This is a genomic window from Acinetobacter psychrotolerans, from assembly GCF_048552595.1.
GTDB lineage: Bacteria > Pseudomonadota > Gammaproteobacteria > Pseudomonadales > Moraxellaceae > Acinetobacter.
Genome location: NZ_JBIMDK010000013.1, coordinates 26,483 through 43,450, shown reverse-complemented (window position 1 = coordinate 43,450; position 16,968 = coordinate 26,483). Strand labels below are relative to the sequence as shown.

General features: G+C 37.7%; 17 protein-coding genes. 10 read left to right on the top strand and 7 right to left on the bottom strand.

The genetic code is table 11. The features are described from left to right. The first annotated feature begins 21 nt into the window (after positions 1 to 21). From ACG94X_RS11910 to ACG94X_RS11895, 4 genes are all read left to right on the top strand, one after another. Positions 22 to 531, top strand: coding sequence for a DUF1543 domain-containing protein (locus ACG94X_RS11910; protein WP_419383941.1), 510 nt, complete (start codon positions 22 to 24; stop codon positions 529 to 531). A 206-nt stretch (positions 532 to 737) separates the two neighbouring features. Continuing rightward, entirely contained in the window at positions 738 to 917 is a 180-nt protein-coding gene (locus tag ACG94X_RS11905) for a hypothetical protein (protein WP_419383940.1), read from the top strand. Positions 918 to 1,292: 375 nt separating this feature from the next. Next, positions 1,293 to 2,936: a nitrite/sulfite reductase gene (locus tag ACG94X_RS11900; protein WP_419383939.1), complete on the top strand. Its 1,644-nt coding sequence runs from the start codon at positions 1,293 to 1,295 to the stop codon at positions 2,934 to 2,936. Continuing rightward, positions 2,929 to 3,414: a DUF934 domain-containing protein gene (locus ACG94X_RS11895; protein ID WP_419383938.1), complete on the top strand. Its 486-nt coding sequence runs from the start codon at positions 2,929 to 2,931 to the stop codon at positions 3,412 to 3,414. The genes ACG94X_RS11900 and ACG94X_RS11895 overlap by 8 nt, the downstream gene beginning before the upstream one ends. 66 nt (positions 3,415 to 3,480) lie before the next feature. On the opposite strand, the gene ACG94X_RS11890 is transcribed toward ACG94X_RS11895, so the two are convergent. From ACG94X_RS11890 to ACG94X_RS11875, 4 genes are all read right to left on the bottom strand, one after another. Continuing rightward, complete coding sequence (locus tag ACG94X_RS11890; protein WP_419383937.1) at positions 3,481 to 4,101, bottom strand: rhomboid family intramembrane serine protease; 621 nt, start codon at positions 4,099 to 4,101, stop codon at positions 3,481 to 3,483. A gap of 84 nt (positions 4,102 to 4,185) precedes the next feature. Then, positions 4,186 to 4,626, bottom strand: a complete 441-nt coding sequence (locus tag ACG94X_RS11885; protein WP_419383936.1) for a VOC family protein — start codon at positions 4,624 to 4,626, stop codon at positions 4,186 to 4,188. Positions 4,627 to 4,783: 157 nt separating this feature from the next. Next, entirely contained in the window at positions 4,784 to 5,959 is a 1,176-nt protein-coding gene (locus ACG94X_RS11880) for a thiolase family protein (protein ID WP_419383935.1), read from the bottom strand. A gap of 130 nt (positions 5,960 to 6,089) precedes the next feature. Then, entirely contained in the window at positions 6,090 to 6,620 is a 531-nt protein-coding gene (locus ACG94X_RS11875; protein ID WP_419383934.1) for a pilus assembly FimT family protein, read from the bottom strand. A gap of 375 nt (positions 6,621 to 6,995) precedes the next feature. On the opposite strand from ACG94X_RS11875, the gene omp38 reads away from it, so the two are divergent. The 3 genes from omp38 to ACG94X_RS11860 all read left to right on the top strand — a co-directional run bounded on the left by omp38 (position 6,996) and on the right by ACG94X_RS11860 (position 9,218). Continuing rightward, positions 6,996 to 8,024 (top strand): outer membrane protein Omp38, encoded by a 1,029-nt coding sequence (omp38, locus tag ACG94X_RS11870; RefSeq protein WP_419383933.1) that lies wholly within the window; start codon positions 6,996 to 6,998, stop codon positions 8,022 to 8,024. 118 nt (positions 8,025 to 8,142) lie between these two features. Then, positions 8,143 to 8,598 (top strand): OmpA family protein, encoded by a 456-nt coding sequence (locus ACG94X_RS11865; protein ID WP_419383932.1) that lies wholly within the window; start codon positions 8,143 to 8,145, stop codon positions 8,596 to 8,598. 89 nt (positions 8,599 to 8,687) lie between these two features. Continuing rightward, positions 8,688 to 9,218, top strand: a complete 531-nt coding sequence (locus tag ACG94X_RS11860; protein ID WP_419383931.1) for a cysteine peptidase family C39 domain-containing protein — start codon at positions 8,688 to 8,690, stop codon at positions 9,216 to 9,218. A 324-nt stretch (positions 9,219 to 9,542) separates the two neighbouring features. On the opposite strand, the gene ACG94X_RS11855 is transcribed toward ACG94X_RS11860, so the two are convergent. The 3 genes from ACG94X_RS11855 to ACG94X_RS11845 form a co-directional block, all read right to left on the bottom strand. Further along, entirely contained in the window at positions 9,543 to 11,006 is a 1,464-nt protein-coding gene (locus tag ACG94X_RS11855) for an amino acid permease (protein ID WP_419383930.1), read from the bottom strand. Further along, positions 11,003 to 12,040: a methyltransferase gene (locus ACG94X_RS11850; RefSeq protein ID WP_419383929.1), complete on the bottom strand. Its 1,038-nt coding sequence runs from the start codon at positions 12,038 to 12,040 to the stop codon at positions 11,003 to 11,005. The genes ACG94X_RS11855 and ACG94X_RS11850 overlap by 4 nt, the downstream gene beginning before the upstream one ends. A gap of 71 nt (positions 12,041 to 12,111) precedes the next feature. After that, positions 12,112 to 13,485, bottom strand: a complete 1,374-nt coding sequence (locus ACG94X_RS11845) for a uracil-xanthine permease family protein (RefSeq protein WP_419383928.1) — start codon at positions 13,483 to 13,485, stop codon at positions 12,112 to 12,114. Between the two features lie 172 nt (positions 13,486 to 13,657). Between ACG94X_RS11845 and typA the strand changes: the two genes are divergently transcribed. From typA to ACG94X_RS11830, 3 genes are all read left to right on the top strand, one after another. Beyond that, positions 13,658 to 15,496 carry a translational GTPase TypA gene (gene typA / locus ACG94X_RS11840; protein ID WP_419383927.1) on the top strand — a complete coding sequence of 613 codons (1,839 nt, stop codon included), beginning with the start codon at positions 13,658 to 13,660 and terminating at the stop codon, positions 15,494 to 15,496. Positions 15,497 to 15,737: 241 nt separating this feature from the next. Continuing rightward, positions 15,738 to 16,160 carry a large conductance mechanosensitive channel protein MscL gene (mscL, locus tag ACG94X_RS11835; protein ID WP_419383926.1) on the top strand — a complete coding sequence of 141 codons (423 nt, stop codon included), beginning with the start codon at positions 15,738 to 15,740 and terminating at the stop codon, positions 16,158 to 16,160. A 113-nt stretch (positions 16,161 to 16,273) separates the two neighbouring features. Continuing rightward, positions 16,274 to 16,891 (top strand): hypothetical protein, encoded by a 618-nt coding sequence (locus ACG94X_RS11830; RefSeq protein WP_419383925.1) that lies wholly within the window; start codon positions 16,274 to 16,276, stop codon positions 16,889 to 16,891. Positions 16,892 to 16,968: the final 77 nt, after the last annotated feature.

Genomic DNA, 16,968 nt, shown 5'->3' with positions numbered 1-16,968 from the left:
AGTGGATCATAAGGAAAGAATATGCCCAGTTTATTTATTGTGATGCTTGGCGGTCGTCATGCACGTGCCAATACAGAAGTGCATGATGTGGTGCTAGCTGTTGGTGATTCTCTAGAAGAAATCTATCCCCAACTCAAACATGCATGGTTTGCCGAACAAGACGGATTACATATAGATGCTTGGCAAAAAATAAATGGGCTTGAATTTGAAAATAAGAAGTATCAGATTCAGTTTACAGATGCACATCCTAATCGGGTAGATCAGAAACTTTATCTTATTAATTTAGGTGGTTACGATGCTCACGAGTTTGGTGAGTTACATCGTTATATTCTAGTCGTTGCACAAAATTCTGTAAAAGCAAAAGAAAAGGGCAAACAGTACTTTGCACAGCATTGGCAAAAACAGCATACAGACCGTGTTTTAGATGTGGATGATTGTATCGCCATTGATCAAGTCCATGGGCGTTATGTGCAATTGGTCGAAGGTGATTTTGCTGAAACCGTTTGGGAAAATACTTATTTACGGATTTAATGGATATATGCATCTGTAATTAAATTGAAGTCATTTAAGCTTTAATTATTTAAAAAATTAAAGCAGTCTTAATCTTCACCATTTAGAAAAAATCATCGCAGAATCATCTGTAAATGATCTTTAACGGACAACACATTCTCTGTAATATTTACAATGCTTTTGATTACACTGCACACTCAAATAAAAACTCTTTTGGAGTAACAACAATGAGCGGCTTATTAGACGAATTTGGTCAAATTGTAGGTGCAATCGCAGCAGAGCAAGCAGTCGATAAACTGGATTCGGATGCAGGATTTTTAGAAAAAGCTGCGGGAGCGTTTGCAGGTTATGAAGCGGCAAAAGTTGCAGAAGATAAATTAGAAAATCATGATGAGGAAGCTGAATAGCCTCAATATCAATAATATGAATTGAAAATTTCCCTCATTAAGACTTTATGTCAAAATGATAAGGTCTTTTCAATATTAATTTGATAGATTATTCATTGTGAGATTTGGCATCAAATTGACATCACGAATATCATAAACATAGAAAAATAGCAGAGTCTGAGTTGCTAAATTGCTTATCTTAAAACCTGATAAGCAACGCATAAATACATCAAACATCAAATAAATAAGGAATTTTAGCTGTAAACCATACGGCATCTGATTCAGAAGCCTACTTATCAATAAAATCGCTATTAAATATGTAAAAAAAGCATTTCTTTGATAGATGAATTATCGTTATATTGTGCGTCGTTATAATGAAACTACTAGCTGTACGCCATGTATTTATATACTGATTTCGATCAGCAACTGATCAATGAACGTGTTGCACAATTCCGTGACCAAACGGAACGTTATTTAGCGGGTAAACTCACAGAAGATGAGTATCGTCCACTTCGTTTACAAAATGGTTTATACGTACAGCGCTATGCGCCAATGTTACGTATTGCGGTGCCTTATGGTTTAATGAACTCGAACCAGTTGCGTAAAGTTTCTGACTTGGCAAAAGAGTATGACCGTGGGTATGCGCACGTATCAACACGTCAGAATATTCAGTTTAACTGGCCTGCATTGGAAAATGTACCTGATATGTTGGCAGAACTTGCAACTGTTCAGATGCATGCGATTCAGACTTCAGGCAACTGTATCCGTAATACTACGACTGATCAATATGCAGGTGTGGTGGCAGGTGAAATTGCTGACCCACGTCCGACATGTGAATTGATTCGTCAATGGTCTACATTCCATCCAGAATTCGCTTTCTTGCCACGTAAATTCAAAATAGCAGTGTCTGCACTTGAAGAAACGGATCGTGCAGCAACATCTTTCCATGATATTGGTGTATATATCGTGGAAAATGATGCAGGCGAAATTGGTTATAAAATTAAAGTTGGTGGTGGTTTAGGTCGTACACCAATTATTGGTAGTTTTATTCGTGACTTCTTGCCACGTGAAGATTTAATTGCGTATCTTGAAGCGGTTCTGCGTGTGTATAACTTGCATGGTCGCCGTGATAATAAATATAAAGCACGTATTAAGATTCTTGTAAAAGCTTTGACGCCTGCTGTATTTGCGGAAAAAGTAGAAGCTGAATTTACAGAAACCATCAAGACTTTGAAAATTCAGCCTGAAATTCTGAAGAAATTGGACGAAGAATTTACTCCGTTCGATTATCAGAATTATGCAGATGAAGATTTTACTGCGCAATTTGCACAATATCCAAAATTCAAGCAGTGGTTTAACATCAACACCAATGCACATAAAGTTGCAGGTTATCGTATCGTGACGATTTCACTGAAACGTGCAGGTGTTGCACCAGGTGATATGACTGTTGAAGAGATGAATCTGATTGCAGATCTTGCAGATACATATACCTTTGGCGAATTACGCACCACGCATGAACAGAATATTTCTTTGGTGGATGTACCACAAAAAGACTTGTTTGAATTGTGGCAAATCCTTGATAAAAATAATCTTGCACGTGCACACATCGGTTTTATTACCGATATTATTTGTTGTCCGGGCGGTGATTTCTGTTCATTGGCAAATGCAAAATCGATCCCGATTTCAGAAGCGATTACCCGTCGTTTTGATGACTTAGACACTGTTTATAATTTAGGTCACATTGACCTGAATATTTCAGGTTGTATGAATGCTTGTGGTCATCATCATGTAGGTAATATTGGTATCTTGGGTGTAGATAAAAAAGGCGCTGAGTTCTATCAGATCACTTTAGGTGGTAATGCGGATCATGATGCATCGATTGGTGATATCTTAGGCCCCTCATTTGCTGCTGAAATTGTGCCTGATATTATTGATGAAATTCTGAATACTTACCTAGATTTACGTAATGAAGGCGAAGAATTTATCGAAACATATCGCCGTGTCGGTATTCAGCCATTTAAGGAACGCGCATATGCTTAATACAGCACTTCAAGTCCTCGCTAAAGATGGCTCAGTTGCAGACAATACTTATCAAATTATTGGTGAAGATGGTGTGTTACCGCAGGGTGATGTGCTGTTAACAGTTGAGCAATTAGATCAATTGTCCAATATTTCAGGTAAAAAAGCGTTATTTATTACGGTTGATGCTTCTCCAGAAACCAATGAATATCCTTTAAATCAACTGGATACAATCTTTATTGATTTTGCAGGCTTTAACGATGGTCGTGGCTATTCTTTTGCCGCATTGTTGCGCCGTCAAGGTTATCAGGGTGAATTACGTGCCACTGGTGATGTATTTAAAGATGTCTTAAATTACATGAAGCGTTCTGGTTTCGATACTTTTGTGATTAAAGAAGGTAAGGATATTCAAGAAGCTGCTGCAGGCTTGGGTGATTTTACCAATCCTTATCAAGCATCGACTGGAGTCGCGCAAGCACGTTATCAGACGGGTTCTTAATCTTTTGATAGATTAAGTATGAAAAGCTGGACTTCGGTTCAGCTTTTTTGTGTTTATTGGATTACTTTAAAATAACGGGGTATTAATAAATTTATAGAAAAATGCCGCTCCAAGTGATGGTGCGAGTATGATTGGAAATAAGAAACCATACATTGCACCAGCGACATGTGCGCGATGGTCAATGAGTGGTGAATGCCCGGAGCGCATTGCATACATGCTATAGCACAAGTAAATTGTTCCAAAAATAATGGCAGGAACTGGGATGAAATAAATATAAATCATGCCCCACGGGTCAAATAAAATCGCACTAAAGAGTACGGCATTGACCGCACCAGAAGCACCTAAACTACGATAGGAGTTCAAGCTACGATTATGTAGATAACTTGGAATCGCTGCGATGATAATGGCACTACAATAGAACAGTACAAAGCCCATACCACTCAAATAGTTACGAAAAAATCCTTCTACACTTCGTCCAAAAAAATAAAGCGTGAACATGTTAAAGAAAAGATGAACACCATCTTTATGGATAAATCCATGGGTTAAAAACCGATCATATTGTCCTTGCTTAATTGCAGAAACATTAAAAATTAGTCGATTCATAATGTTACGATGCTGCCAAGCTGCAATAGAAGTCAAAATCGTGATAAGAATAATAAGAATAGTGTGAGTAAGACCTGAGATCATTTTTATAAATAGTGGTATTTAATTGAAAGTAATATACCCGATGTTAATCTCAATCAACAGGCTATATCACTATTTTGGTCGATATTATTCTGTAGCTAATTGGCAGTTTACCATCCATTTCACACCAAATTGATCTGTGAATGCACCATATAAAGCGCCCCAAAACGTATGATCTAAAGCCATTTCAATCTGACCATTTATAGACAAAACATCAAATAAACGTCGTGCCTCAGCTTCTTCATGTGGTTCAAGATTAATCGAAATATAATGATTTGTTCCTTTAGTGAAAGGTGCAGTATTTGGTGCACAGAATTGATCTGTGGTATCCGAACCCATCAGTATAGTAAAAGCATTAATGGGTAGCGAAATATGTAGAATATAATCTTTTTCTTTATCAGAAATCTGTGCATCAGGTAATTCTGAATAGCGTTTGATAAAAGCAAAATCACCACCAAAAACTGATTGATAAAAATTAAAGGCAGCTTCAGTCTCACCTTGAAAATTTAAGTAATGATTGAGTTGCATGAAAAATATCCATTTTGTTGTTTTGAGCTTTTAATTTAGCAGCGTGTGGATGAAGTTTTGATGGATAAATTGTAATTTTAGCTATAAAAAATCCCTCATAGCAGAGGGATTTTTAACTGATTTCCCCACTCGGTAGGAGAGAGGAAATCAGTTAGAATTAAAGAATTTCAATTGCAACAGCAGTTGCTTCACCACCACCGATACAAAGTGCAGCAATACCTTTCTTGCCACCTGTACGTTTAAGTGCATGAATCAACGTTAAAATAATACGTGAACCAGTAGAACCTACAGGGTGACCTAAAGCGCATGCGCCACCGTTGATATTCACTTTCTCTACATCGAGTTTGAAGTCATCAATTGGGCACATGGTGACCATTGCAAACGCTTCATTGATTTCCCAAAGATCCACGTCTTGAGCATCCCACCCCGTTTTATTTAACACTTTCTGGATTGCACCAACTGGGGCAATCGTAAATTCAGAAGGATGCTGTGAATTAGATGCATATGCCACAATTCTTGCTAATGGATTTAAACCCTTAGCCGATGCATTATCCGCAGAGGTGAGTACCAAAGCCGATGCGCCATCAGAAATCGAGCTCGCATTAGCCGCTGTGATTGTACCGTCTTTGGCAAAAGCAGGACGAAGCGTTGGGATTTTTTCAATATTGGCATTAAAAGGTTGTTCATCTTTATCAATAATGACATCACCTTTACGACTTGAAACAGTTACAGGTACGATTTCATCTGCAAAATAACCTTCAGTAATGGCTTTCTGCGCACGTTGTAATGAACGGATTGCAAAATCATCCATTTGTTGACGCGTATATTGACGAGAATTTGCCATATCTTGTGCAAATGAACCCATTAAACGACCAGTTTCAGCATCTTCCAGACCATCAAAGAACATGTGGTCTTTAATTTCGCCATGACCCATGCGATAGCCACCACGTGCTTTTGGTAATATATAAGGTGAATTGGTCATAGATTCCATACCACCTGCAACGACCACTTGCGCAGAACCTGCTTTAATCGCATCAGCAGCTTGCATAACTGCTTTCATGCCAGAGCCACAAAGTTTGTTAATCGTGACTGCACCAGTGGTATCAGGAAGTCCTGCTTGACGCATCGCTTGACGGGCTGGGCCTTGTTTTAAACCAGCAGGTAGTACACAACCCATAATGACTTCTTCAACATCGCTCGGTTGTAAACCTGCACGTGCAATTGCTTCCTTAATTGTGACTGCGCCAAGTTCTGGTGCGGTAACATTTGCTAAACTGCCTTGAAATCCACCCATTGCGGTACGTGCGCCATTGACAATTACGATGTCAGTCATTGTTCTATTCTCCAATCGGTTGTTCTATGATTATTTTCAAACCTAAGCAGTATATAAAAAAATGATCCAGAATAAAGTAGCAATGTGCAATAACTATGGACCCTAGAGACTACTTTTATTGCCAATTTTTTCATGAGCAGCTCAATGGCTCATCACGGATATGACCCATTGGAGCAATCACTATTCGTTTGTTTAATTGAGAATCATGGCGGCTACAATAATGAAAACTTCCAGATGCACCGCGAGGTACTCCCGTATCTCCCCGAAAGGTTAATATTTTTCTGCTGGAAAACCCACCAGCCCATTTGAGTGAACCATAATTTAATTGCATCGAAACAGTTGAATGAATACGTTCATTACTATCGACTTGTTCATTGTTATTTTGGTCACTAAACATGATGACTCCAGTATTCCATTGATCATTTGTACATTGTGTTAGATTAGAAGATGAGCAAACCACAATAATTGAGTGGAAAATAACAGCATTACTTTTGGCTGAACTGACAAACTGTTTAATCACTGATGTAACCGTTTTAAGCTCTTGTTTTGCTTTTAGATCTTGATAAGTTGGGACAGCTAAGGTCGCGATGATTGCCAAAACAGCAAAAGTTACAATTAGTTCAATCAGCGTGAAGCCACGCGTTTTACAATAAAAATACATATTTTAATCTTCTATTAAATTTTGTTTTTATTTGAAAAATATAAATTTTTCTTTTATAAGTGATATAAATATTTGTGTTGCAAAATATTTATGACTAAAGCAGTACTTTACTGCTAAAATACACGCAGTCAAAAAGATAAGCGATTCATGAAGAAAAATTGAGTAAAAATTTACCGAATTACAACGGAAATTGTAAGTAATTTTGTCAATAATCTACTTGATTAAAGTTATCAAGCACTTGGAAAAAGGATCAAGTGTTTGTATGATTCAACATGAATAGCTTAAAAATAATACTGAGGTATTAAAAAGTATCTCAGGTAGCCAATAAATTTTAGGCTAAGTTTGAACAACAATTGTTATCTCTGGAGGATATCCATGAAATTGAGTCGTATCGCACTTGCTATGCTTGTTGCTGCTCCGTTCGCTGCTGCTAACGCTGGTGTAACTGTTACACCTTTAATGCTTGGTTACACATTCCAAGATTCTCAACACAATAATGGCGGTAATAAAGGCGAGTTAACTAACGGCCCTGAATTACAAGACGATTTATTCGTTGGTGCTGCTCTTGGTGTTGAACTTACTCCATGGTTAGGTTTTGAAGCTGAATATAACCAAGTTAAGGGTGATCTTGACGGTACTGGCGTTGCTGGTTCTGAATATAAACAAACTCAAATCAATGGTAACTTCTACGCTACTTCTGATTTGATCACTAAAAACTATGACAGCAAAATCAAACCTTATGTATTGTTAGGTGCTGGTCATTACAAATATAAATTAGATGATATGGCTTATCATTCTAATGAAGAAGGTACTTTAGGTAACGCTGGCGCGGGTGTATTCTGGCGCTTAAACGATGCTTTATCTCTTCGTACTGAAGCTCGTGGTACTTACAACTTTGACGAAAAATTCTGGAACTATACTGCGCTTGCAGGTCTTAACGTAGTTCTTGGTGGTCACTTGAAACCTGCTGCTCCTGTAGTAGAAGTTGTACCAGTTGTTGTAGCTCCACCAGTTGTTGTAGTTCCACCAGTTGCTCCTACTGTAGAAGATCTACAAATGGAACTTCGTGTGTTCTTTGATACGAACAAATCAAACATCAAAGATCAATACAAACCAGAAGTTGCTAAAGTAGCTGAAAAATTATCTGAATTCCCGAATGCGACTGCTCGTATTGATGGTCACACAGATAACACTGGTCCACGTAAATTGAACGAACGTTTATCTCTTGCTCGTGCTAACTCTGTTAAATCTGCACTTGTAGGCGAATACAACATCGATGCTTCTCGTTTGACTACTCAAGGTTTCGCTTGGGATCAACCGATTGCTGACAACAAAACTAAAGAAGGTCGTGCTATGAACCGTCGTGTATTCGCGACAATCACTGGTAGCCGTACTGTTAACTAATTATATTTAGTTTCTAAAAAAGCGACTCATAAGAGTCGCTTTTTTATTTAAAATACATATAATTATAAAATATACTAAACATAAAATAAATTAAAATTTAATAATTACGAGTTTAAAAATGAAATATTACTATTTAGGATTGATACTGATTTTTCTGACAGCATGTGCATCCCGACCGATGACATCCAATAGTACGGCTATTCAAAAACAATATCCGTATGAAGTGAAGTCGTTGAAGAAAGGATTAGAAATTTATTTTAAGAATAAATCGGCAGAAGTAGACGCGCAGTATCAGCCAACTTTATCTGTCGCAGCACAAATGTTGCAAACCAATAAAAATTTTATTCTACAAGTGGATGGCCATACAGATAGTTCAGGATCTTTGGCTGCAAATAATAAGGTGTCATTAACACGCGCGAATATCGTCAAAGATTATTTAATCAATGAGTATAAGGTAAACCCTGAACAGGTGATTGCCACAGGCTTAGGTCCAAATAAACCGATTGCAAGTAATAGTACAACAAATGGAAAAGCCAAGAATAAACGAGTAACGGTTATGCTAAAAATTAAGTAAACCTGCTATGTGAATATGAAAGGTTTTGTCATTATGCTTTATATAAATAATTTATAATTTATAATTTGAATGATGAAGATTAGGTGTTCATGAGTTTACAGCTTCCTCAAGCGCTTATTGATCTTGAAGCCAATTGTGGTATTTTTGCGGTATGGATGTTACTTGAGCACCATTCGATAAATGTTGAGATTAATCAACTAAGCAAGCTATGTTGCCATGATGATGAAGATGGCACATTTACCATTGGGCTGGTTGTGGGATTAAAAAAATTAGGTTTTGAGGTTTCATTTTATACAGATCAAGACCCCGATATTCATGATAAAGAAATCACAAGTTATGCTGAAGCACAGGTTCTACATATTCCTATGAGTGATGCTTTGAATTATCAACAGATTCAAAAATTTATTGCGCAAGGTTATTTTGCAATCGTCTATTACGATACTTTGCAAGATATCGGAAATCATTCACTGGTCTATTCGATAGATGATAATGAAATATGTTTCTTTGATAGTTTTGATGCGATGCCAAAAGCAGTATTTGAGCAACAACGCAAAGCAGTCGGAATTTGTCAGCAAGTGATTGTTATTGGTGAGTATCATCAACCTAAACGTTATAGTTGATGAATTAGCTGGCTTGAGAATGAATCTCTGTTAATCGAAGTTCACTGAGAAAATTCATGAATTATTTATATAAGTGAGCCTTTGATCCATATCACTTGCTGTAATATATGTACCACTTCAATCAAATCACTTTACTTGGCTATAACTTGATGAATATCCTTGTAAACACTCGATATCCATCAATCACACCTTTGTCTTTACGATACTCAGCATCTTGAGTTTGTGCAATTCAATCTCGCTAATTATGGTTGAGTTATATTCGATGGAGATTTTCTAAAAATAAAAAAGCAGCTCGAAAGCTGCTTTAGTTTTGCCTAAATAAGTTTATTCTTTATCGATTTGCATAGGACTTACATCCATTTTTTCATAAGGAATTAACTTAGTTTTGTGTTTCCATTTATAGCCAAGCCAAATCACAAGGAATAAAGGAATACTGATATAAGTGGAAATAACACTCATCCAGTGACCTTCATAAATTGCTTGGTAATTTTGCCCAAGTACGATGATGGCACACAAAATAAAAGCAAACCAAGGACCAAATGGGAAGAATTTTGCTCGATAAGCCAAATCTTCAAGTTTGTAACCTTGTGCTATATAACCTTTACGGAAACGATAGTGTGAAATTGCAATACCTAGCCACACAATGAATCCGCACATACCAGACATATTTAATAACCATGTAAATACGACACTTTCGCCAATAAATGTGGTTAAGAAACAGAGTGCTGCAATAGCAGTAGTCGCATAAAGTGCATTCATTGGTACGCCACGCAAATCTAATTTTGAAAAGATTCGTGGTGCTTTGCCTTCACGTGCCATATCAAACAGCATACGTGTAGATGAATACATTCCCGAGTTACCTGCAGACATGATAGCAGTCAAAATAACAGCATTCATTAAGCCAGCAGCAAATGCTAAGCCTGCTTTTTCATACAGTAATGTAAATGGTGACAGGGTAATGTTACCGTCGCCTTCAGCAGCCATAGCAAGGTTTGGATCTGTATACGCAACCAATGTACCGATGATAAAAATACACAAGATATAGAATAAAAGGATACGCCAAAAAATTTGTTTGATTGCAATAGGAATGGTCTTTTTCGGATCTTTCGATTCGCCTGCTGCTACGCCGACCATTTCCGTACCTTGGAAAGAGAATCCAGCAATCATGGCAACACCAACTAAAGCTTGCAGCCCGCCGACAAATGGTGCTTCGCCTACGGTCCAATTTTTGGTCACTGAATCTGCTGGGTCTAACATGATTTTACCAATCATGAATAAACCAATCACAATAAAGAATATGATGGCAATGACTTTAACCAGTGAAAACAAAAACTCACTTTCACCAAAGCCTTTTACTGTTAAGGCATTGATAAAGAAGATAATGGCAAGGAACAAGGCACTCCACCAAAAACCTGGAATATCTGGGAACCAAAACTTCATAATGAATTGCACTGCAACCAATTCAAATGCAACAGTAATTGCCCAGTTATACCAATAATTCCAACCCAGTGCGAAACCGAAACCTTCTTCGACATATTTATTACCATAGGTAAAAAATGCACCAGAAGTTGGATTGTGGGTTGCTAACTCGCCTAAACTGGTCATTAAGAAATAAATCATAATACCAATCAGTGCATAGGCAAGTAATGCCCCGCCAGGACCTGCTGTCGCAATGGTTTGACCTGAGGCGAGGAATAACCCTGTACCAATAGAACCGCCAATGGCGATCATATTTAAATGTCTAGCTCCTAGCTTGCGCTGGAGTTGAGGATGACCTGTTTCGCTCATCTTTCTTCCTTGGGCATTTTTTGAGTAGTGGCGAATAGTACTTTGAAGCCTTGTTGATCAACTTTCGTCGTGCATTGACGAAAGTTTTGTTCAATGAGTAATGGATAATTTAGGAAGCGATTTGCCACAATCCATAATTCGCCCCCAGACTTCAAATGTCGTCGTGCAGTTTTGCACAAAGTTTCACTTGCATTGTAATCGGTCTGAATTCCTTGGTGGAAGGGTGGGTTACTGATGATGGCATGTAAGAACAATGGCGCATCTTCAATACCTGAAACTGCTTTAATTTCAAGTTGCTCTAATGGTAAGTTATTTTTTTCGAAAGTCATTCGTGTAGAAGCCAATGCAAAGGCATCTACATCTAAAGCAAAAATACGATTTTTAGGATTGAGTTTAGATAAATAAGCACTGATAACACCTGAACCACAACCGAAATCTGCAATTTTCCCAGAAGTCACTTGTTTAAGGAATGGTAATAGAACTGCTGTACCAATATCTAAATGATTTTGGCTAAATACACCAGGTAATGAACAAATCGTCAATTCACCCGCTGGGGTTGGAACTGAATATTCTTGAGCCCATTGTTCCAAAGGTTTAGCTGTCACTGTGGTATTGGTCGTGAGCTGCCACATTTGACAATGGCGAGCGCTGTCTAATTTAATAGTTTGACCATAGGGTTGCAATTGTTTCGCAGCACGTTCTACACCACCTTTCTTTTCCCCGACAAGGAAAATAGATGAACCAACTGCTAAGCGGCTGACTAAGTTATGCAGAATATAATTCAGTAACTCTTTGGACTTAGGCACAAAAACAATGGCTTGGTCGAAATCTGCTTCAGGAAGATCTGTTCCAAAATGGACTTTCGCTTCTTGATTTTGGAAATGTTGAAACTCATTAAAATTCCACGTCCAAAGGCTTGCTTCAATGTCATGAGCTAAGTTTGAAAGTAAATCATCCGTTGGTGCATTGACCAATAATACCCGTCCAGAAAGATAGTCATGCTGTCGAATGACAACTTCACTTCTCGGCTCCATATCCACCACCTATTATTAATGTTTGAACAATAATGCCCAGTCTAAGCTGGGCATTATAAAGAATTAAGAAATTATTTTTTAGTTTCAGGTAAAACTAAATTCAAAATTAAAGCTGCGATACCACCAGTGGCAACACCAGAGCTAAAAATATTACGTGGTAATTCTGGTAAATGTTCCAAAATTTGAGGAACTTGTGCAACACCTAAACCTAATCCAAGTGAAATCGCAATGATCAATAATGCACGGCGATCCAACTGAGTTCCCGATAAGATGTTAATACCTGATGCAGCCACTGCACCAAACATCACCATCACTGCACCACCGAGTACGGCTTGAGGAACGGCTTGAATTACACCTGCAACCGCAGGGAATAAACCAAGAATCACCAATAATACAGCAATCCAAATTCCAACGTAGCGACTCGCTACACCTGTAAGTTGGATTACACCATTATTTTGTGCAAAAACAGAACTTGGGAAAGTGTTGAAAATACCTGCTAAAAATGAGTTTGCACCATTCACCAAAACACCACCTTTAATACGTTCCATCCACACAGGACCATCAACAGGTTGGTTTGAAATCTTAGAAGTCGCGGTCACATCGCCAATCGCTTCTAAAGAAGTCACTAGATAAATGAATGCCATTGGGATAAATAAGCTCCAAGAGAAGCTAATACCAAAGTGCATTGGTGTTGGAATTTGAATTAAAGGTGCATCTTTTAAACCTGAAAAGTTTAAATAGCCCATAAAGCCTGCAAGGATATAACCCACCACTAAAGCGATCAAAATAGCAGAGCTTTTTACCCAAACGACTTTGACACGGTTAAGGAGGATAATAATTGCAAGTACCGTGCATGACATAATGAGATTATCGGTACTGGCAAAAGTCTGATCAGACATGGCTTGATAACCGCCACCCATACTGATTAAACCTTCTTTAATTAATGTCAAACCAATCAGCAGAACGACAATACCTGTTACTAATGGTGTAATTAGTCGCTTTACCCATGGTAAAATGCGTGACACGCCCATTTCAATAAATGAACCAGCAATAACCACACCAAAAATAGATGCCATAACTGCTTCCACAGGTGTTCCTGCGGCAACCATTGCCGAACCAATACCAATCATTGGTCCAATAAAGTTAAAACTAGTCCCTTGAACGATAAGTAAGCCTGCACCAAAAGGTCCAACTTTTTTACATTGTAAATAAGTGGCTACCCCAGAAATCACCAAAGACATCGATAAAATCATGTTGGTTTCTTGAGCCGAAACACCTAAAGCTAAGCAAATAAGTAAGCCTGGTGTAACAATTGGGACAATAATTGCAAGTAAATGTTGCAGTGCTGCAAAAAAAGCGATGAAAGGTTTTGGGCGATCATTTAGACCATACACAAGATCCATTTGACCCTGAGTTTGTTTGGGAGAGCTATTTAAATCAGACATGACACGGCAATAAAAGCAGCAAGATGGCAGTATTCTAATCGCTTTACACACTATTACAAAACAAAAAGCCGCTAGATGTGAAAAAACTTGTAATTGTAAACAAACTGTCACTACTAAAAGTTGAGAATTTTCTGTATAATTTGCCCTCAAATTTAAAGCGTATCGAATTTACATGTCTGATATTAAAACTCTCCGTAATATTGCCATCATCGCTCACGTCGACCATGGTAAAACGACTCTTGTCGACAAACTTTTACAGCAATCAGGTGCACTCGGTGACCGCGCGGGTGAGATCGAACGTGTCATGGATTCGGGCGCAATTGAAAGCGAACGTGGTATTACCATTCTTGCAAAAAACACTGCAATTAAATGGACTGATGCTCGTACAGATATCGAATATCGTATTAACATCGTCGATACCCCAGGACACGCCGACTTCGGTGGTGAAGTTGAACGTGTAATGTCGATGGTTGACTGCGTACTTCTTCTAGTTGACTCTCAAGAAGGTCCTATGCCACAAACACGTTTTGTGACATCGAAAGCCTTTGCGAGCGGTCTAAAGCCAATTGTCATCATTAACAAAGTTGATAAGCCAAGTGCGCGTCCAGACTGGGTAATTGACCAAGTATTCGATTTATTCGACAACCTTGGTGGTACTGACGAACAGTTAGACTTCCCAATCGTTTATGCATCGGGTCTTCGTGGTGTTGCGGGTCCTTCTCCTGAAGAACTTGCTGATGACATGACTCCATTGTTCCAAACAATTGTAGACATCGTTGAACCACCAGCAGTTGACGTTGATGGTCCATTCCAAATGCAAATTTCGTCTTTGGACTATAACAGCTTCGTTGGTGTTATTGGTGTTGGTCGTATTCAACGTGGTTCTGTTAAGTTGAATACACAAGTAACTGTAATTGATAAAGAAGGTAAGACTCGTAACGGTCGTATCTTAAAAATTATGGGTTACCATGGTCTTGAGCGTATCGACATTGAAGAAGCAAATGCTGGTGATATCGTATGTATCACGGGTATTGATCAACTTCATATCTCTGACACAATCTGTGATCCGAAAGCTGTTGAAGCACTTCCGCCGCTTTCTGTAGACGAACCTACTGTTACAATGACATTCCAAGTAAACAACTCACCGTTTGCTGGTAAAGAAGGTAAATTTGTAACTTCACGTAACATCCGTGAGCGTTTAGACCGCGAATTGATTCACAACGTAGCTTTACGTGTTGAAGATACTGACAGTCCAGACCGTTTTAAAGTTTCTGGTCGTGGTGAGCTTCACCTTTCAGTTCTTATTGAAAACATGCGTCGTGAAGGCTTTGAGATGGGTGTATCTCGTCCGCAAGTAATTTTGAAAGAAGTTGACGGCGAAAAGCAAGAACCATATGAAAATGTGACTTTCGACGTTGAAGAACAACACCAAGGTTCTGTGATGGAACAAATGGGTTACCGTAAAGGTGAAATGACCAATATGGAAGTTGACGGCAAAGGCCGTATCCGTATTGAAGCAACTGTTCCTTCACGTGGCTTAATTGGTTTCCGTTCTGAATTCCTAACCATGACTTCTGGTACAGGAATCATGACATCAAGTTTCTCGCACTATGGTCCAATGAAACAAGGTACTGTTGCGAAACGTCAAAACGGTGTATTAGTTTCTATGGTTCAAGGCGTATGCTTGGGCTATGCATTGTTCACATTGCAAGACCGTGGTCGTCTATTTGCTAAGCCACAGTTAGAAGTCTACGAAGGTATGATCATTGGTATAAACTCTCGTTCAGACGACATGACAGTTAACCCAACTAAAGCGAAACAGTTAACAAACGTACGTGCATCTGGTACAGATGAAGCGTTAACACTGGTTCCTGCAATTGAATATACGCTCGAACAAGCGCTTGAATTCATTGAAGATGACGAATTAGTTGAAGTAACACCGAAGTCTATTCGTATTCGTAAGCGCCATTTGACTGAAAATGAACGTAAACGTAACCGTTCAGGTAAATAATCTGAATTGTTAGTTGAAAACCGCAATCTCTAGATAGATTGCGGTTTTTTTATACTTGTGATTTGAGTTGTTTAATTATATTTTTTATTAATGTATGTAAGTTAAACTATTTTTTTGTAATGTTTAATCAAATAATTTTGGAAATTTTTAAAAACCAAGTAAATTAGACGGAATTACCAAAAGTGTTCTGTATACTTCATTACATAAAAAATTACGCAATAAAATAAGCGTGGAGCAAGATATGAGTATTATTTCTGAATTCAAAGAGTTTGCTGTAAAAGGCAATATGATGGATATGGCGATCGGTGTGATTATCGGTGGCGCATTTGGTAAAATTATTGATTCATTGGTAAAAGATATTATTATGCCGTTAATCTCGATGATTACGGGTGGTGGTGTTGATTTTACGCAAAAATTTATCGTACTTGGTAATAATCCGAACAACTTAACGTCATTAGATGCGTTGACTAAAGCGGGTGTGAACGTATTAACCTACGGTAACTTTATTACTGTCTTCTTAAACTTCCTTATTTTGGCTTGGGTGGTATTTTTAATGGTGAAAGTCATTAATCGTCTACGCACACCTGTGGAAGTTGCAGCAGCAACACCAGAAGATGTTACATTATTACGTGAAATTCGTGATGAGTTGAAAAAACGCCCATAAGATTAAGTTTGTCTGTAATAAAAGATGCTTAAGCTTAAAACGACACTTTTCAGTGTCGTTTTTTTATGGATCGATTATGATGATTTTATAAATTAAAAAAGCGGGACATCTGTATGAAAAATAATTTAATTGTATTTATCACATTATTAACATTAATGGGATGTTCTCAAGCTGAACAAAATCGTGACAATAAAAATCAAACAGAAGAAAATGTGCAAGATAAAGCAAAAAATTTAAGTTTCGATGATATTCCCAATGAAAAAACTACTTATGAAGTCATTGAAGCAAAGTCGATTGATGAAAATGATGCATTGTTGGTGGCTTTGGAAACGCAATTATTAAAAGATCAATTTGAATTTGTAGAAAAAGAAAGCGGTACGTCATGGTCTGAAAATGATTGTACTAATAATAAAATTATCCAAGTTAAAGGCGATGGTATTCGTTCTTACCGTGCTGTAAGTAAAGTAAAAGTTGGAGAGGATCAAAAACGACCTGATTTTAGTTTATTGGTTTTTGCTTTTGAAGATGAGAAATTAGCAGAGAAAAACTTTATTAGTTTGGAAACAGCAGTTAAATCAGATCATGGTTTTTGTAATGGAAAATCACCTGAAGTCATTGTCAGAAATGGTAATGAAGTTTTTTACTTTACCAGTAGTAAGGAAATATTTAGACCATATATAGATCAATACTCAAGTTTTGTGCAAGATTATAAAGTCGAGGAAAATAATTGAATTGAAGCACTAAAATTATTGAATAAATCCATATAGTAAATTGTTTATATTTAATTTTTATCAGATTGAAGCTCGTG